The sequence below is a fragment of the Pseudomonas sp. GW823-FHT04A03 genome, from assembly GCF_058796615.1.
The window spans coordinates 1-16176 of the sequence record NZ_JBXAIV010000021.1; the positions used below are offsets into that span (position 1 = coordinate 1).

Sequence of the window (16176 nt, forward strand, 5' to 3'; positions counted from 1 at the left end):
AAAACCATCGCGATGGAAGACGGTCTGCGTTTCGCAATCCGTGAAGGCGGCCGTACCGTTGGTGCTGGCGTCGTAGCCAAGATCATCGAGTAAACGGTTGTAATGTCTTTTTCAGGCCGGCATAATGGTCGGCCTGATTTTGTTTTAGGTCAGTAGCTCAATTGGCAGAGCGACGGTCTCCAAAACCGTAGGTTGGGGGTTCGATTCCCTCCTGACCTGCCAGATTCACTTGGTGTATCTGGCTTTCTTTTCACAGGATCTTCATAGATGACTCCTAAAGCTGAAGCTCAAGGCTCTCGCTTCGATTTACTCAAGTGGCTCGTCGTAGTCGCTTTGGTAATTGTTGGCGTTGTCGGTAATCAGTATTACGCTGCTTCGCCGATCCTGTACCGTGTACTCGCATTGCTTGTTATTGCTGCTGTAGCTGCCTTTGTAGGCCTGCAGACTGCCAAGGGCAAGTCTTTCTTTGTACTGGTTAAGGAAGCTCGCACCGAGATTCGTAAAGTCGTATGGCCAACTCGCCAAGAAACCACGCAGACCACGCTGATTGTTGTGGCTGTTGTCCTGGTTATGGCGTTGCTGTTGTGGGGGCTTGATTCCCTGCTCGGCTGGCTTGTTTCCTTGATTGTCGGCTAAGGGTGTCCCGTGGCTAAGCGTTGGTACGTTGTGCATGCTTACTCGGGTTACGAGAAGCATGTCATGCGTTCGTTGATCGAGCGCGTAAAGCTGGCTGGCATGGAAGATGGCTTCGGCGAAATTCTGGTTCCCACTGAAGAAGTGGTTGAAATGCGTAATGGCCAGAAGCGCAAAAGCGAGCGCAAGTTCTTCCCAGGTTATGTGCTGGTTCAGATGGATATGAATGAGGGTACTTGGCACTTGGTCAAGGATACTCCTCGGGTGATGGGTTTTATCGGCGGAACTGCTGATAAGCCAGCACCAATCACCGATAAAGAAGCTGAGGCGATTCTGCGTCGCGTTGCCGACGGTAGCGACAAGCCGAAGCCGAAGACGTTGTTCGAGCCAGGCGAAACCGTTCGAGTCAATGACGGGCCGTTCGCTGACTTTAACGGTGTTGTTGAAGAAGTTAACTACGAAAAGAGCCGGATCCAAGTGGCGGTGCTCATTTTCGGACGCTCTACCCCGGTAGAGTTGGAGTTCAGTCAGGTCGAAAAGGTCTAGCTGAGCAAGCATCCCAACCCCGCAGCCATAGGCTGTGGGGTTTTGTCGTCACTGGGATAAACGCGCAAGTAACCGGGGAGCCTTTCGAGGCGTTCGAACCCGTAATTGGAGTGCCTCATGGCCAAGAAGATTACCGCTTACATCAAGCTGCAAGTGAAGGCCGCTCAGGCTAACCCAAGCCCACCTGTTGGTCCTGCTCTGGGTCAGCACGGCGTGAACATCATGGAATTCTGCAAAGCTTTCAACGCCCGTACCCAGGGGCTGGAAGCTGGTCTGCCGACTCCAGTGATCATCACTGTCTACAGCGACCGTAGCTTCACTTTCGAAACCAAATCCACCCCTGCTTCGGTTCTGCTGAAGAAGGCGGCCGGTCTGACCAGCGGTTCCGCTCGTCCGAACACCGTTAAGGTTGGCACTGTTACCCGTGCTCAGCTGGAAGAAATCGCGAAAACCAAAAACGCGGATCTGACTGCAGCTGATATGGATGCAGCCGTGCGTACTATCGCCGGTTCTGCTCGTAGCATGGGCCTTAACGTGGAGGGTGTGTAATGGCTAAGCTGACCAAGCGTCAAAAGGCTATCGCCGGCAAAATCGAAGCAGGCAAGGCCTACAACATTGTAGACGCCGCTGCACTGCTGGCCGAGCTGTCGACTGTCAAGTTCAGCGAGTCGTTCGACGTAGCTGTAAACCTGGGCGTAGACCCGCGTAAATCCGACCAGGTCGTTCGTAGCGCTACTGTGCTGCCACACGGCACTGGCAAGACTGTTCGCGTTGCTGTGTTCACCCAGGGTCCAGCTGCTGAGGCCGCTCTGGCTGCCGGCGCTGACCGTGTAGGTATGGACGACCTGGCTGCCGAAATGAAAGGCGGCGACCTGAACTATGACGTAGTGATCGCATCCCCGGATGCCATGCGCGTTGTAGGTCAACTGGGTCAGATCCTCGGTCCACGTGGTCTGATGCCTAACCCGAAAGTCGGCACTGTTACCCCAGACGTCGCTACCGCGGTTAAAAATGCCAAGGCTGGTCAGGTTCGTTATCGCACCGACAAAAACGGCATCATCCACACTTCCGTTGGCAAGATCGGCTTCGATGCCGTCAAGCTGAAGGAAAACGTTGAAGCCCTGATCGCTGATCTGAAGCGTATCAAGCCAGCTTCTTCGAAAGGTATCTACGTCAAGCGCGTTACCCTGAGCACCACTATGGGCCCAGGTCTGGTCATCGACCAGAGCTCGCTGGACGCGTAAGACAAAAATTGGCGCAGTTGACTGCGCCAGTTGAAAGATTGGGGTCCCTGCCTGGCGGGGGCTATCCAAGACCGTAGGCGACGCAAGTCTTAAACCTCAAGCCTACGCAGATGGTGCTCCCGGTTCCTTACCGAATCAGACACCAAAACGACATTCGGTTTCGATCGAATGAAACGGTAACAAGCAGGAGTTAAACCCGTGGCAATTAATCTCGAAGACAAGAAGGCCATCGTCGCTGAAGTCAACGAGGCTGCCAAAGTCGCTCTGTCCGCTGTCGTGGTTGATGCCCGTGGCGTAACAGTAGGCGCAATGACCGGACTCCGTAAAGAGGCTCGTGAAGCTGGCGTTTACGTACGTGTTGTACGTAACACCCTGCTCAAGCGCGCTGTTGCTGACACTCCTTACAGTGTCCTCAACGACGTGTTCACCGGCCCGACCCTGATTGCATTCTCCAACGAACACCCGGGCGCTGCTGCTCGTCTGTTCAAGGAATTTGCCAAGGGTCAGGATAAGTTCGAGATCAAGGCAGCTTCGTTCGAGGGCAAGTTCCTCGCAGCGAATGAGATCGACGTGCTGGCAAGCCTGCCAACTCGCGACGAAGCTATTGCGAAACTGATGAGCGTGATTCAAGGCGCTACCAGCAAGCTGGCTCGTACTCTGGCGGCAATTCGCGATCAGAAAGAAGCAGCTGCAGCCTGAGGCTGAGCGTTTCCACTCTCGCGTATTTTTGTTTATTTCGACGGCCGTACAGGCTGTCCACCAAATCAGGAATTGAGTCATGTCTCTGACTAACGAACAAATCATCGAAGCAATCGGCCAGAAAACCGTTCTGGAAGTTGTTGAGCTGATCAAAGCAATGGAAGAAACCTTCGGCGTGACCGCTGCTGTTGCTGCTGCTGGTCCAGCTGCTGCTGCCGCTGTTGTTGAAGAGCAAACCGAGTTCAACGTTGTTCTGGTTGAAGCCGGCGAGAAGAAAGTAAACGTGATCAAGGCAGTTCGTGAACTGACCGGTCTGGGCCTGAAAGAAGCCAAAGAGAAAGTCGACGGCGCTCCTCAGGTTGTAGCTGAAGGCGTTTCGAAAGAAGCTGCTGAAGACGCTAAGAAGAAGCTGGAAGAAGCAGGCGCTAAAGTCGAGCTGAAGTAAGCATCGACTTTGCTCCTCCAGCCCGAGCGTCAAGCGACAGGCTGATGGCTGGTGGCTCTTGCCACCGGCCTTTTTCCGTTATTGGCAGCCGACTGGGTCGGTGTCGATAACGAGCTGTAACCACCCGATGCGGTGGCGCAAACCATGGGGTTTGCACGATTTTCTGGCTGCTCCCGTCGGGAGGGGCCAAACAAGCAGGTGACCAAGCTGGGGAACGCTGATGGCTTACTCATATACTGAGAAAAAACGTATCCGCAAGGACTTTAGCAAGTTGCCGGACGTCATGGATGTGCCTTACCTCCTGGCCATCCAGCTGGATTCGTATCGTGAATTCTTGCAAGCGGGAGCGACTAAAGATCAGTTCCGCGACGTGGGCCTGCATGCGGCCTTCAAATCCGTTTTCCCGATCATCAGCTACTCCGGCAATGCTGCGCTGGAGTACGTCGGTTATCGCCTGGGCGAACCGGCATTTGATGTCAAAGAATGCGTATTGCGCGGTGTAACTTTCGCCGTACCTTTGCGGGTAAAAGTGCGCCTGATCATTTTCGACAAAGAATCGTCGAACAAAGCGATCAAGGACATCAAAGAGCAAGAAGTCTACATGGGTGAAATCCCATTGATGACTGAGAACGGTACCTTCGTAATCAACGGTACCGAGCGTGTTATCGTTTCCCAGCTGCACCGTTCCCCGGGCGTGTTCTTCGACCACGACCGTGGCAAGACGCACAGCTCCGGCAAACTGCTGTACTCCGCGCGCATCATTCCTTACCGCGGTTCGTGGCTGGACTTCGAGTTCGACCCGAAAGACTGCGTATTCGTGCGTATCGACCGTCGTCGTAAGCTGCCGGCCTCGGTACTGCTGCGCGCGCTCGGTTATACCACCGAGGAAGTGCTGGACGCGTTCTACACCACCAACGTATTCCACGTGAAAGGCGAAGGCCTGAGCCTGGAGCTGGTGCCTCAGCGCCTGCGTGGTGAAGTTGCTGTTCTCGACATCCAGGACGACAAAGGCAAGGTGATCGTTGAGCAGGGCCGTCGTATTACTGCCCGCCACATCAACCAGCTGGAAAAAGCCGGGATCAAAGAGCTGGACGTGCCTCTGGATTACGTTCTGGGTCGTACCACCGCCAAGGCCATCGTGCACCCGGCTACCGGTGAGATCCTGGCAGAGTGCAACACCGAGCTGTCGACCGAGATCCTGGCGAAAATCGCCAAGGCCGGCGTCGTACGCATCGAAACTCTGTACACCAACGACATCGACTGCGGTCCGTTCGTCTCCGACACGCTGAAGATCGACTCCACCAGCAACCAATTGGAAGCGCTGGTCGAGATCTATCGCATGATGCGTCCAGGCGAGCCGCCAACCAAGGACGCTGCCGAGACCCTGTTCAACAACCTGTTCTTCAGCCCTGAGCGCTATGATCTGTCTGCGGTCGGCCGGATGAAGTTCAACCGTCGTATCGGTCGTACCGAGATCGAAGGTTCGGGCGTGCTGTGCAAGGAAGACATCGTCGCGGTACTGAAGACTCTGGTCGACATCCGTAACGGTAAAGGCATCGTCGACGACATCGACCACCTGGGTAACCGTCGTGTTCGCTGCGTAGGCGAAATGGCCGAGAACCAGTTCCGCGTTGGCCTGGTACGTGTTGAGCGTGCGGTCAAAGAGCGTCTGTCGATGGCTGAAAGCGAAGGCCTGATGCCGCAAGATCTGATCAACGCCAAGCCAGTGGCTGCGGCGGTGAAAGAGTTCTTCGGTTCCAGCCAGCTGTCGCAGTTCATGGACCAGAACAACCCGCTGTCCGAGATCACCCACAAGCGTCGTGTCTCTGCACTCGGCCCTGGCGGTCTGACTCGTGAGCGCGCGGGCTTCGAAGTCCGTGACGTACACCCGACTCACTACGGTCGTGTCTGCCCGATTGAAACGCCGGAAGGTCCGAACATCGGTCTGATCAACTCCCTGGCTGCTTACGCTCGCACCAACCAGTACGGCTTCCTCGAGAGCCCGTACCGTGTGGTGAAAGAGGGTGTGGTCACCGACGACATCGTGTTCCTGTCCGCCATTGAAGAAGCCGATCACGTGATCGCGCAGGCTTCGGCGACCATGAACGAGCAGAAAGTCCTGATCGACGAACTGGTAGCTGTACGTCACCTGAACGAATTCACCGTCAAGGCGCCGGAAGACGTCACCTTGATGGACGTATCGCCGAAGCAGGTAGTTTCGGTTGCAGCGTCGCTGATTCCGTTCCTCGAGCACGACGACGCCAACCGTGCGTTGATGGGTTCGAACATGCAGCGTCAAGCTGTACCAACCCTGCGCGCTGACAAGCCGCTGGTCGGTACCGGCATGGAGCGTAACGTGGCTCGCGACTCCGGCGTTTGCGTCGTGGCTCGTCGTGGCGGCGTGATCGACTCCGTTGATGCCAGCCGTATCGTGGTTCGTGTTGCTGATGACGAAGTTGAAACCGGCGAAGCTGGTGTCGACATCTACAACCTGACCAAATACACCCGTTCGAACCAGAACACCTGCATTAACCAGCGTCCGCTGGTGAGCAAGGGTGATCGCGTTCAGCGTAGCGACATCATGGCCGACGGCCCGTCCACCGACATGGGTGAACTGGCTCTGGGTCAGAACATGCGCATCGCGTTCATGGCATGGAACGGCTTCAACTTCGAAGACTCCATCTGCCTGTCCGAGCGTGTGGTTCAGGAAGACCGTTTCACCACGATCCACATTCAGGAACTGACCTGTGTGGCCCGTGACACCAAGCTTGGCCCAGAGGAAATCACTGCGGACATCCCGAACGTGGGTGAAGCCGCTCTGAACAAACTGGACGAAGCCGGTATCGTTTACGTAGGTGCTGAAGTCGGCGCAGGCGACATCCTGGTAGGTAAGGTCACTCCAAAAGGCGAGACCCAACTGACTCCGGAAGAAAAACTGCTGCGTGCGATCTTCGGTGAAAAAGCCAGCGACGTTAAAGACACCTCCCTGCGCGTGCCTACCGGCACCAAAGGTACTGTCATCGACGTACAGGTCTTCACTCGTGACGGCGTTGAGCGTGATGCTCGTGCACTGTCGATCGAGAAGTCCCAGCTGGACGAGATCCGCAAGGATCTGAACGAAGAGTTCCGCATCGTTGAAGGCGCTACCTTCGAACGTCTGCGTTCCGCTCTGGTAGGCCACAAGGCTGAAGGCGGCGCGGGCCTGAAGAAAGGTCAGGACATCACCGACGAAGTACTCGACGGTCTTGAGCATGGTCAGTGGTTCAAACTGCGCATGGCTGAAGATGCTCTGAACGAGCAGCTCGAGAAGGCCCAGGCCTACATCGTTGATCGTCGCCGTCTGCTGGACGACAAGTTCGAAGACAAGAAGCGCAAACTGCAGCAGGGCGATGACCTGGCTCCAGGCGTGCTGAAGATCGTCAAGGTTTACCTGGCAATCCGTCGTCGCATCCAGCCGGGCGACAAGATGGCCGGTCGTCACGGTAACAAAGGTGTGGTCTCCGTGATCATGCCGGTTGAAGACATGCCGCACGATGCCAATGGCACCCCGGTCGACGTGGTCCTCAACCCACTGGGCGTACCTTCGCGTATGAACGTTGGTCAGATCCTTGAAACCCACCTGGGCCTCGCGGCCAAAGGTCTGGGCGAGAAGATCAACCGGATGGTCGAAGAGCAGCGTAAAGTCGCTGAACTGCGTACCTTCCTGGACGAGATCTACAACCAGATCGGCGGTCGTAACGAAGATCTGGACAGCTTCTCGGATCAGGAAATCCTGGATCTGGCGAAGAACCTGCGTGGCGGTGTTCCAATGGCCACTCCAGTGTTCGACGGTGCCAAGGAAAGCGAAATCAAGGCCATGCTGAAACTGGCAGACCTGCCGGAAAGCGGCCAGATGCAGCTGACCGACGGCCGTACCGGCAACAAGTTCGAGCGTCCAGTTACCGTTGGCTACATGTACATGCTGAAGCTGAACCACTTGGTAGACGACAAGATGCACGCGCGTTCTACCGGTTCGTACAGCCTGGTTACCCAGCAGCCGCTGGGTGGTAAGGCGCAGTTCGGTGGTCAGCGTTTCGGGGAGATGGAGGTCTGGGCACTGGAAGCATACGGTGCTGCTTACACTCTGCAAGAAATGCTCACAGTGAAGTCGGACGATGTGAACGGCCGGACCAAGATGTACAAAAACATCGTGGACGGCGATCACCGTATGGAGCCGGGCATGCCCGAGTCCTTCAACGTGTTGATCAAGGAAATTCGTTCCCTCGGCATCGATATCGATCTGGAAACCGAATAACACGTGACGCGATCGAGAGCGGGGCAGGATTGCCCGCTCTCTGCTCCGCCAGGAGGAAAGGCCTTGAAAGACCTACTGAATTTGCTGAAAAACCAGGGTCAAGTCGAAGAGTTCGACGCCATCCGTATCGGATTGGCCTCGCCTGAGATGATCCGCTCGTGGTCGTTCGGTGAAGTTAAAAAGCCGGAAACCATCAACTACCGTACGTTCAAACCTGAGCGTGACGGTCTGTTCTGCGCCAAGATCTTTGGCCCGGTAAAGGATTACGAGTGCCTGTGCGGTAAGTACAAGCGCTTGAAGCACCGTGGTGTGATCTGCGAGAAGTGCGGCGTTGAAGTTGCACTGGCCAAGGTTCGTCGTGAGCGCATGGCGCACATCGAACTGGCTTCGCCGGTTGCCCACATCTGGTTCCTGAAATCGCTGCCGTCCCGTATCGGCCTGCTGATGGACATGACCCTGCGTGATATCGAACGCGTTCTCTACTTCGAGAGCTATGTCGTTATCGATCCGGGCATGACCACTCTTGAAAAAGGTCAGCTGCTGAACGACGAGCAATACTTCGAAGCGCTGGAAGAGTTCGGTGACGATTTTGACGCCCGCATGGGTGCCGAAGCTGTCCGTGAACTGCTGCACGCTATCGACCTGGAACACGAGATTGGCCGTCTGCGTGAAGAAATTCCGCAAACCAACTCCGAAACCAAGATCAAGAAGCTGTCCAAGCGTCTGAAGTTGATGGAAGCCTTCCAGGGTTCCGGCAACCTGCCAGAGTGGATGGTGCTGACCGTTCTGCCGGTTCTGCCGCCAGATCTGCGTCCACTGGTTCCGCTGGATGGCGGTCGTTTCGCGACTTCCGACCTCAACGATCTGTATCGTCGAGTGATCAACCGTAACAACCGTTTGAAGCGCCTGCTGGATCTGTCCGCTCCGGACATCATCGTGCGCAACGAAAAGCGTATGTTGCAGGAAGCTGTCGATGCACTGCTCGACAACGGTCGTCGTGGCCGCGCTATCACCGGTTCGAACAAGCGTCCTCTGAAATCCCTGGCTGACATGATCAAGGGTAAGCAAGGTCGTTTCCGTCAGAACTTGCTCGGTAAGCGTGTTGACTACTCCGGTCGTTCGGTAATTACCGTAGGCCCGACCCTGCGTCTGCACCAGTGCGGTCTGCCGAAGAAGATGGCTCTCGAGCTGTTCAAGCCGTTCATTTTCGGCAAGCTGGAAATGCGTGGTCTGGCGACCACCATCAAAGCGGCCAAGAAAATGGTCGAGCGCGAGCTGCCGGAAGTTTGGGACGTTCTCGCTGAAGTGATTCGCGAACACCCGGTTCTTCTCAACCGTGCACCGACCCTTCACCGTCTGGGTATCCAGGCGTTTGAACCGGTACTGATCGAAGGTAAGGCTATCCAGCTGCACCCTCTGGTCTGCGCCGCGTACAACGCCGACTTCGACGGCGACCAAATGGCCGTGCACGTACCGCTGACGCTGGAAGCCCAGCTCGAAGCGCGTGCGTTGATGATGTCGACCAACAACATTCTGTCGCCGGCCAACGGTGAGCCAATCATCGTTCCTTCGCAGGACGTTGTATTGGGTCTGTACTACATGACTCGTGAAGCGATCAACGCCAAGGGCGAAGGTCGTGTGTTCGCGGATCTGCAGGAAGTTGACCGTGTGTTCCGTGCCGGCGAAGCCGCACTGCACGCCAAGATCAAGGTTCGTATCAACGAAACCGTGAACGATCGTGACGGCAACAGCGTGAACAACACCCGTATCGTCGACACCACTGTCGGCCGTGCGCTGCTGTTCCAGGTTGTGCCTAAAGGTCTGTCGTTCGACGTCGTCAACCTGCCGATGAAGAAAAAGGCGATCTCCAAGCTGATCAACCAGTGCTACCGCGTGGTTGGTCTGAAAGAGACCGTGATCTTCGCTGACCAGTTGATGTACACCGGTTTTGCCTACTCGACCATTTCCGGCGTTTCCATCGGTGTTAACGACTTCGTTATCCCGGATGAAAAAGCCCGCATCATCGGTGCTGCTACCGACGAAGTGAAAGAGATCGAGAGCCAGTACGCATCCGGCCTGGTAACCCAGGGCGAGAAGTACAACAAAGTGATCGACCTTTGGTCGAAAGCGAACGACGAAGTTTCCAAGGCGATGATGGCCAACCTCTCGAAAGAGAAAGTCATCGACCGTCACGGCGACGAAGTCGAGCAAGAATCGTTCAACTCGATGTACATGATGGCCGACTCGGGTGCGCGGGGTTCCGCAGCACAGATTCGTCAGCTGGCCGGTATGCGTGGTCTGATGGCCAAGCCGGACGGTTCCATCATTGAAACGCCGATTACTGCGAACTTCCGTGAAGGTCTGAGCGTACTCCAGTACTTCATCTCGACTCACGGTGCTCGTAAAGGTCTGGCGGATACCGCGTTGAAAACTGCGAACTCCGGTTACCTGACTCGTCGTCTGGTAGACGTGGCGCAGGATCTGGTCGTGACCGAGATCGATTGCGGCACCGAACACGGTCTGCTGATGACTCCGCACATTGAAGGCGGTGACGTTGTAGAGCCGTTGGGTGAGCGCGTATTGGGTCGTGTCATTGCCCGTGACGTATTCAAGCCGGGTACCGAGGACGTCATCGTTCCTGCTGGCACCCTGGTCGACGAGAAGTGGGTCGAGTTCATCGAGCTGAACAGCATCGACGAAGTGATCGTGCGTTCGCCGATCAGCTGCGAAACCCGCTATGGCATTTGCGCCAAGTGCTACGGCCGTGACCTGGCTCGTGGTCACCAGGTGAACATCGGTGAAGCGGTCGGCGTTATCGCTGCCCAGTCCATCGGTGAACCGGGTACCCAGCTGACGATGCGTACGTTCCACATCGGTGGTGCGGCAAGCCGTACTTCCGCAGCCGACAGCGTTCAGGTGAAGAATGGCGGTACCGTCCGTCTGCACAACCTGAAACACGTTGAGCGTGTGGATGGCAACCTGGTTGCTGTGTCCCGTTCCGGTGAGCTGGCAATCGCTGACGACTTCGGTCGTGAGCGCGAGCGTTACAAGCTGCCGTACGGTGCCGTGATTTCGGTTAAAGAAGGTGACAAGGTCGACGCTGGCGCAATCGTGGCCAAGTGGGATCCGCACACTCACCCGATCGTTACCGAAATGAAAGGTACCGTGACCTACGTGGGCATGGAAGAAGGCATCACGATCAAGCGTCAGACTGACGAATTGACCGGTATGACCAACATTGAAGTACTCGATGCCAAAGACCGTCCGGCTGCCGGCAAGGACATCCGTCCTGCGGTGAAGATGGTTGATGACAACGGCAAGGATCTGTTGCTGCCAGGCACTGACGTTATCGCTCAGTACTTCCTGCCAGCCAACGCCCTGGTTGGTGTTGCGGACGGTGCGAAGATTGCGATCGGTGATGTTATCGCTCGTATCCCGCAAGAAACTTCGAAAACCCGTGACATCACCGGTGGTCTGCCGCGTGTTGCCGACCTGTTCGAAGCCCGTCGTCCGAAAGAAGCGTCGATTCTGGCTGAAGTCAGCGGCACCATCGCGTTCGGTAAAGAGACCAAAGGCAAGCGCCGTCTGGTCATTACCCCGAACGACGGTAGCGATCCGTACGAAGAGCTGATTCCGAAGTGGCGTCACCTGAACGTGTTCGAAGGCGAACAGGTAAACCGCGGCGAAGTTATCTCCGACGGTCCGAGCGATCCGCACGACATCCTGCGTCTGCTGGGTGTGAGCGCGCTGGCCAAATACATCGTCAACGAGATCCAGGACGTTTACCGACTGCAAGGCGTGAAGATCAACGACAAGCACATCGAGACCATCCTGCGTCAGATGCTGCGTAAAGTTGAGATCTCCGAGTCCGGCGACTCCAGCTTCATCAAGGGCGACCAGATGGAACTGACTCACGTTCTGGTAGAGAACGAGCGTCTGAATGCGGAAGACAAGTTTGTCTCCAAGTTCACCCGCGTTCTGCTGGGTATCACCAAAGCGTCGTTGTCGACCGAATCGTTCATCTCGGCGGCTTCCTTCCAGGAAACCACCCGCGTACTGACCGAAGCGGCCGTAACCGGCAAGCGCGATTACCTGCGCGGCCTGAAAGAAAACGTGGTCGTGGGTCGTCTGATCCCGGCCGGTACCGGTCTGGCTTATCACAGCGAGCGCAAGCGTCGTCGTGATGCAGACAAGCCGTTGCGCGTTAGCGCCAGTGAAGTGGAAGCTGCACTGACCGAAGCGCTGAACTCAAGCGGTAACTGAGTTCTGCGAAAAATGAGCTGAGGCCCTGATCAAGCCGTTCATCGAATCGAGACAATTTGTCGAGGTTCGACGAGCGGGGAGGTCGGGGCCTTGCCTTGACTGGGGACAAGATCCTCTTTAGACTCTTGATCCCCTAAATTTGGCGGGAATTCGTTCCTGCCATTTTGCTTTTCTTGCAAGACAATAGCGTCGCAAGACAACAGTGGAGCTAGTAGATGGCAACTATCAACCAGCTGGTACGTCAGCCGCGTAAGCGTATCGTCGAGAAATCCGACGTGCCTGCGCTGCAGAACTGCCCGCAACGTCGTGGCGTGTGCACCCGTGTGTACACCACTACGCCGAAAAAACCTAACTCGGCACTGCGTAAAGTATGCCGTGTGCGTCTGACCAACGGTTTCGAGGTTTCCTCGTACATCGGTGGTGAAGGCCACAACCTGCAAGAGCACAGCGTGGTACTGATCCGCGGCGGTCGTGTAAAAGACTTGCCAGGTGTTCGTTACCACACCGTTCGCGGCTCCTTGGATACTTCCGGCGTTAAAGGCCGTAACCAGGGTCGTTCGAAGTACGGTACCAAGCGTCCGAAGTAATCGGCCGTTTTGCAGATTTTCATTTTATTGAGTCGATAAGAGTAAGGTCGGGCGCGCATCCACTGGATCTGTCCCGAGCTAACCTGAAGACCGTTTGAGGGCTTATCAATGCCAAGACGTCGCGTAGCAGCAAAGCGTGAGATTCTGGACGATCCGAAATACGGAAGCCAAATCCTCGCCAAATTCATGAACCACGTTATGGAAAGCGGCAAGAAAGCCGTTGCCGAGCGTATCGTTTATGGTGCCCTGGAAACCGTTGCGGCTCGCAAGACCGGCACCGATCCCCTGGAACTCTTCGAAAAAGCACTCGACGCCATCGCTCCGCTGGTCGAAGTGAAGTCGCGCCGCGTTGGTGGTGCTACTTACCAGGTTCCGGTCGAGGTTCGTCCGTCCCGTCGTAACGCTCTGGCAATGCGCTGGTTGGTAGACTTCGCCCGCAAGCGCGGCGAGAAGTCTATGGCTCTGCGCTTGGCTGGCGAGCTGCTGGATGCTGCTGAAGGTAAAGGTGCTGCTGTTAAGAAGCGTGAAGACGTGCACCGTATGGCCGAAGCTAACAAAGCTTTCTCGCACTACCGCTTCTAATTTTAGCTTCACTAATTTTGCGAGGGCTTTATGGCTCGTACTACTCCGATTAGTCGCTACCGTAACATCGGTATCGTCGCTCACGTGGATGCTGGTAAAACCACCACCACCGAGCGCGTCCTTTTTTACACTGGCAAAAGTCACAAAATGGGCGAGGTGCATGACGGCGCCGCGACCACAGACTGGATGGTTCAGGAGCAGGAGCGTGGTATTACCATTACTTCTGCTGCCATTACCGCCTTCTGGAAAGGTTCCGAGAAGCAGTACCCGCACGAGCATCGCTTCAACGTAATCGATACCCCGGGCCACGTAGACTTCACCATTGAAGTAGAACGTTCCCTGCGCGTACTCGACGGCGCTGTCGTTGTGTTCTGCGGTACTTCGGGTGTTGAGCCTCAGTCGGAAACCGTATGGCGTCAGGCCAACAAATACGGCGTTCCACGTCTTGTTTACGTAAACAAGATGGACCGTGCTGGTGCCAACTTCCTGCGCGTGATCGGTCAGATCAAACAGCGTCTGGGTCACACTCCGGTGCCGATCCAGCTGGCTATCGGTTCGGAAGACAACTTCCAGGGCCAGATCGACCTGATCAACATGCAAGCTGTCTACTGGAATGACTCTGACAAGGGTATGGTTCCAGTTCGCAAGGAAATCCCTGCGGACATGCTCGAGCTGGCTGAAGAGTGGCGCAACAACATGGTTGAAGCCGCCGCCGAAGCCAACGAAGACCTGATGAACAAGTACCTGGAAGGTGAAGAGCTGTCGATCGCTGAGATCAAGGCTGCTTTGCGTGCACGTACTATCGCCGGCGAAATCGTTCTGGCTGTTTGCGGTTCTTCGTTCAAGAACAAGGGTGTTCCCCTGGTTCTCGACGCCGTTATCGACTTCCTGCCTGCTCCGACCGACATTCCTGCTATCAAGGGTTCCAACCCTGATAACGAGGAAGAAGAGATGGAGCGTCATGCAAGCGACGACGAGCCGTTCGCGGCCCTGGCGTTCAAGATCGCTACCGACCCATTCGTGGGTACCTTGACCTTCGTCCGCGTTTACTCGGGCGTGTTGAACTCCGGCGACGGCGTAATCAACTCGGTTAAAGGCAAGAAAGAGCGCGTGGGTCGTATGGTGCAAATGCACGCAAACGCCCGTGAGGAGATCAAGGAAGTACGCGCTGGCGACATCGCGGCCCTGATCGGCATGAAGGACGTCACCACTGGTGAAACCCTCTGCAACGCTGACAAGCCAATCATCCTGGTTCGCATGGACTTCCCGGAGCCGGTTATTTCGGTTGCCGTAGAGCCTAAGACCAAGGATGACCAGGAAAAAATGGGTATCGCTCTGGGCAAACTTGCTCAGGAAGACCCGTCTTTCCGCGTTAAAACTGATGAAGAGACTGGTCAAACGATCATCTCCGGCATGGGCGAGCTGCACCTGGACATCCTGGTTGACCGGATGCGCCGTGAGTTCAACGTCGAAGCCAACATCGGCAAGCCACAGGTTTCGTACCGTGAGCGCATCACGAAGAACTGCGAAATCGAAGGCAAGTTCGTTCGTCAGTCCGGCGGTCGTGGCCAGTTCGGTCACTGCTGGATTCGCTTTGCTCCTGCTGACGAAGGTCAGGAAGGTCTGCAATTCCTGAACGAAGTAGTGGGTGGTGTGGTTCCTAAGGAATACATCCCGGCTATCCAGAAGGGTATCGAAGAGCAGATGAAGAACGGCGTTGTTGCCGGCTATCCGCTGATCGGCCTGAAGGCTACCGTGTTCGATGGTTCTTACCACGACGTCGACTCCAACGAGATGGCGTTTAAAGTGGCTGCTTCCATGGCGACCAAGCAACTGGCCCAGAAGGGCGGCGGTGAGTTGCTCGAGCCGATCATGGCGGTAGAGGTTGTTACGCCTGAAGACTATATGGGTGATGTGATGGGCGACCTTAACCGTCGTCGCGGCATGATCCAGGGTATGGAAGACACAGTGTCCGGCAAGGTTATCCGTGCCGAAGTTCCACTGGGTGAGATGTTCGGTTATGCGACCGACGTTCGTTCCATGTCCCAGGGTCGCGCAAGCTACTCTATGGAATTCAAAAAATACGATACGGCTCCGTCGCACATCGTCGAATCCGTTACCAAAAAACAAGGCTGATTCAGCCCCTTTAGGCTAGGAGTTAATTGTCGTGGCTAAAGAAAAATTTGATCGTTCCCTACCGCACGTAAACGTTGGCACCATCGGCCACGTTGACCACGGTAAAACCACTCTGACCGCTGCTCTGACTCGCGTCTGCTCCGAAGTTTTCGGTTCGGCCGTAGTTGAGTTCGACAAGATCGACAGCGCTCCAGAAGAAAAAGCTCGCGGTATCACCATCAACACCGCGCACGTTGAGTACAACTCGAACATTCGTCACTACGCTCACGTTGACTGCCCAGGTCACGCTGACTACGTGAAGAACATGATCACTGGTGCTGCGCAGATGGACGGCGCGATCCTGGTTTGCTCGGCCGCTGATGGTCCGATGCCACAAACCCGTGAGCACATCCTGCTGTCCCGTCAGGTAGGCGTTCCGTACATCGTGGTTTTCCTGAACAAGGCTGACCTGGTAGACGACGCTGAGCTGCTGGAACTGGTTGAGATGGAAGTTCGCGACCTGCTGTCCACCTACGACTTCCCAGGCGACGACACTCCGATCATCATCGGTTCGGCTCGTATGGCGCTGGAAGGCAAAGACGACAACGAAATGGGCACCACTGCTGTTAAGAAGCTGGTGGAAACTCTGGACAGCTACATCCCAGAGCCAGAGCGTGCTATCGACAAGCCGTTCCTGATGCCAATCGAAGACGTGTTCTCGATCTCGGGTCGCGGTACTGTTGTAACTGGTCGTATCGAGCGCGGTAT

General features: G+C 55.9%; 13 protein-coding genes and 1 tRNA gene. All 14 read left to right on the plus strand.

The window, feature by feature from the left end:
• Positions 1–93, plus strand: a 93-nt coding sequence (locus AC1Q9F_RS28160) for an EF-Tu C-terminal domain-related protein (RefSeq protein ID WP_449118062.1), incomplete at its 5' end; no start/stop codon positions are given.
• A 53-nt stretch (positions 94–146) separates the two neighbouring features.
• Positions 147–222, plus strand: a tRNA-Trp gene (locus AC1Q9F_RS28165).
• A 45-nt stretch (positions 223–267) separates the two neighbouring features.
• Entirely contained in the window at positions 268–636 is a 369-nt protein-coding gene (secE, locus tag AC1Q9F_RS28170; protein WP_007957600.1) for a preprotein translocase subunit SecE, read from the plus strand.
• 9 nt (positions 637–645) lie between these two features.
• Positions 646–1179, plus strand: a complete 534-nt coding sequence (nusG, locus tag AC1Q9F_RS28175; RefSeq protein WP_007957598.1) for a transcription termination/antitermination protein NusG — start codon at positions 646–648, stop codon at positions 1177–1179.
• A 117-nt stretch (positions 1180–1296) separates the two neighbouring features.
• Entirely contained in the window at positions 1297–1728 is a 432-nt protein-coding gene (gene rplK, locus AC1Q9F_RS28180; RefSeq protein WP_003228756.1) for a 50S ribosomal protein L11, read from the plus strand.
• A complete protein-coding gene (gene rplA, locus AC1Q9F_RS28185; RefSeq protein WP_003228754.1) occupies positions 1728–2423 on the plus strand; it encodes a 50S ribosomal protein L1 in 696 nt (231 codons plus the stop codon). Before rplK ends, rplA begins: the two co-directional genes overlap by 1 nt.
• A 198-nt stretch (positions 2424–2621) precedes the next feature.
• Positions 2622–3122 carry a 50S ribosomal protein L10 gene (rplJ, locus tag AC1Q9F_RS28190; RefSeq protein WP_007957597.1) on the plus strand — a complete coding sequence of 167 codons (501 nt, stop codon included), beginning with the start codon at positions 2622–2624 and terminating at the stop codon, positions 3120–3122.
• A gap of 79 nt (positions 3123–3201) precedes the next feature.
• The gene (gene rplL / locus AC1Q9F_RS28195; protein ID WP_007957596.1) at positions 3202–3567 is read left to right on the plus strand and encodes a 50S ribosomal protein L7/L12; all 366 of its coding nucleotides are present in this window, start codon (positions 3202–3204) and stop codon (positions 3565–3567) included.
• A 220-nt stretch (positions 3568–3787) separates the two neighbouring features.
• Positions 3788–7861 carry a DNA-directed RNA polymerase subunit beta gene (rpoB, locus tag AC1Q9F_RS28200; RefSeq protein WP_007957595.1) on the plus strand — a complete coding sequence of 1358 codons (4074 nt, stop codon included), beginning with the start codon at positions 3788–3790 and terminating at the stop codon, positions 7859–7861.
• 63 nt (positions 7862–7924) lie between these two features.
• Positions 7925–12124: a DNA-directed RNA polymerase subunit beta' gene (rpoC, locus tag AC1Q9F_RS28205; protein ID WP_007957594.1), complete on the plus strand. Its 4200-nt coding sequence runs from the start codon at positions 7925–7927 to the stop codon at positions 12122–12124.
• A 215-nt stretch (positions 12125–12339) separates the two neighbouring features.
• Positions 12340–12711 (plus strand): 30S ribosomal protein S12, encoded by a 372-nt coding sequence (gene rpsL / locus AC1Q9F_RS28210; RefSeq protein ID WP_003186084.1) that lies wholly within the window; start codon positions 12340–12342, stop codon positions 12709–12711.
• 108 nt (positions 12712–12819) lie between these two features.
• Positions 12820–13293: a 30S ribosomal protein S7 gene (gene rpsG / locus AC1Q9F_RS28215; protein ID WP_007957592.1), complete on the plus strand. Its 474-nt coding sequence runs from the start codon at positions 12820–12822 to the stop codon at positions 13291–13293.
• Positions 13294–13323: 30 nt separating this feature from the next.
• A complete protein-coding gene (fusA, locus tag AC1Q9F_RS28220; RefSeq protein ID WP_262196491.1) occupies positions 13324–15429 on the plus strand; it encodes an elongation factor G in 2106 nt (701 codons plus the stop codon).
• Between the two features lie 31 nt (positions 15430–15460).
• A partial coding sequence (locus AC1Q9F_RS28225) for a GTP-binding protein (protein WP_492621352.1) occupies positions 15461–16176 on the plus strand: 716 nt, incomplete at its 3' end.

Excerpts from the sequence above, each read along its gene's own strand:
- rplK (WP_003228756.1), top strand. The coding sequence starts at position 1,297 with ATGGCCAAGAAGATTACCGCTTACATCAAGCTGCAAGTGAAGGCCGCT.
- rpoB (WP_007957595.1), top strand. The coding sequence starts at position 3,788 with ATGGCTTACTCATATACTGAGAAAAAACGTATCCGCAAGGACTTTAGC.
- rpsL (WP_003186084.1), top strand. The coding sequence starts at position 12,340 with ATGGCAACTATCAACCAGCTGGTACGTCAGCCGCGTAAGCGTATCGTC.
- rpsG (WP_007957592.1), top strand. The coding sequence starts at position 12,820 with ATGCCAAGACGTCGCGTAGCAGCAAAGCGTGAGATTCTGGACGATCCG.
- rplL (WP_007957596.1), top strand. The coding sequence starts at position 3,202 with ATGTCTCTGACTAACGAACAAATCATCGAAGCAATCGGCCAGAAAACC.
- secE (WP_007957600.1), top strand. The coding sequence starts at position 268 with ATGACTCCTAAAGCTGAAGCTCAAGGCTCTCGCTTCGATTTACTCAAG.
- fusA (WP_262196491.1), top strand. The coding sequence starts at position 13,324 with ATGGCTCGTACTACTCCGATTAGTCGCTACCGTAACATCGGTATCGTC.
- rplA (WP_003228754.1), top strand. The coding sequence starts at position 1,728 with ATGGCTAAGCTGACCAAGCGTCAAAAGGCTATCGCCGGCAAAATCGAA.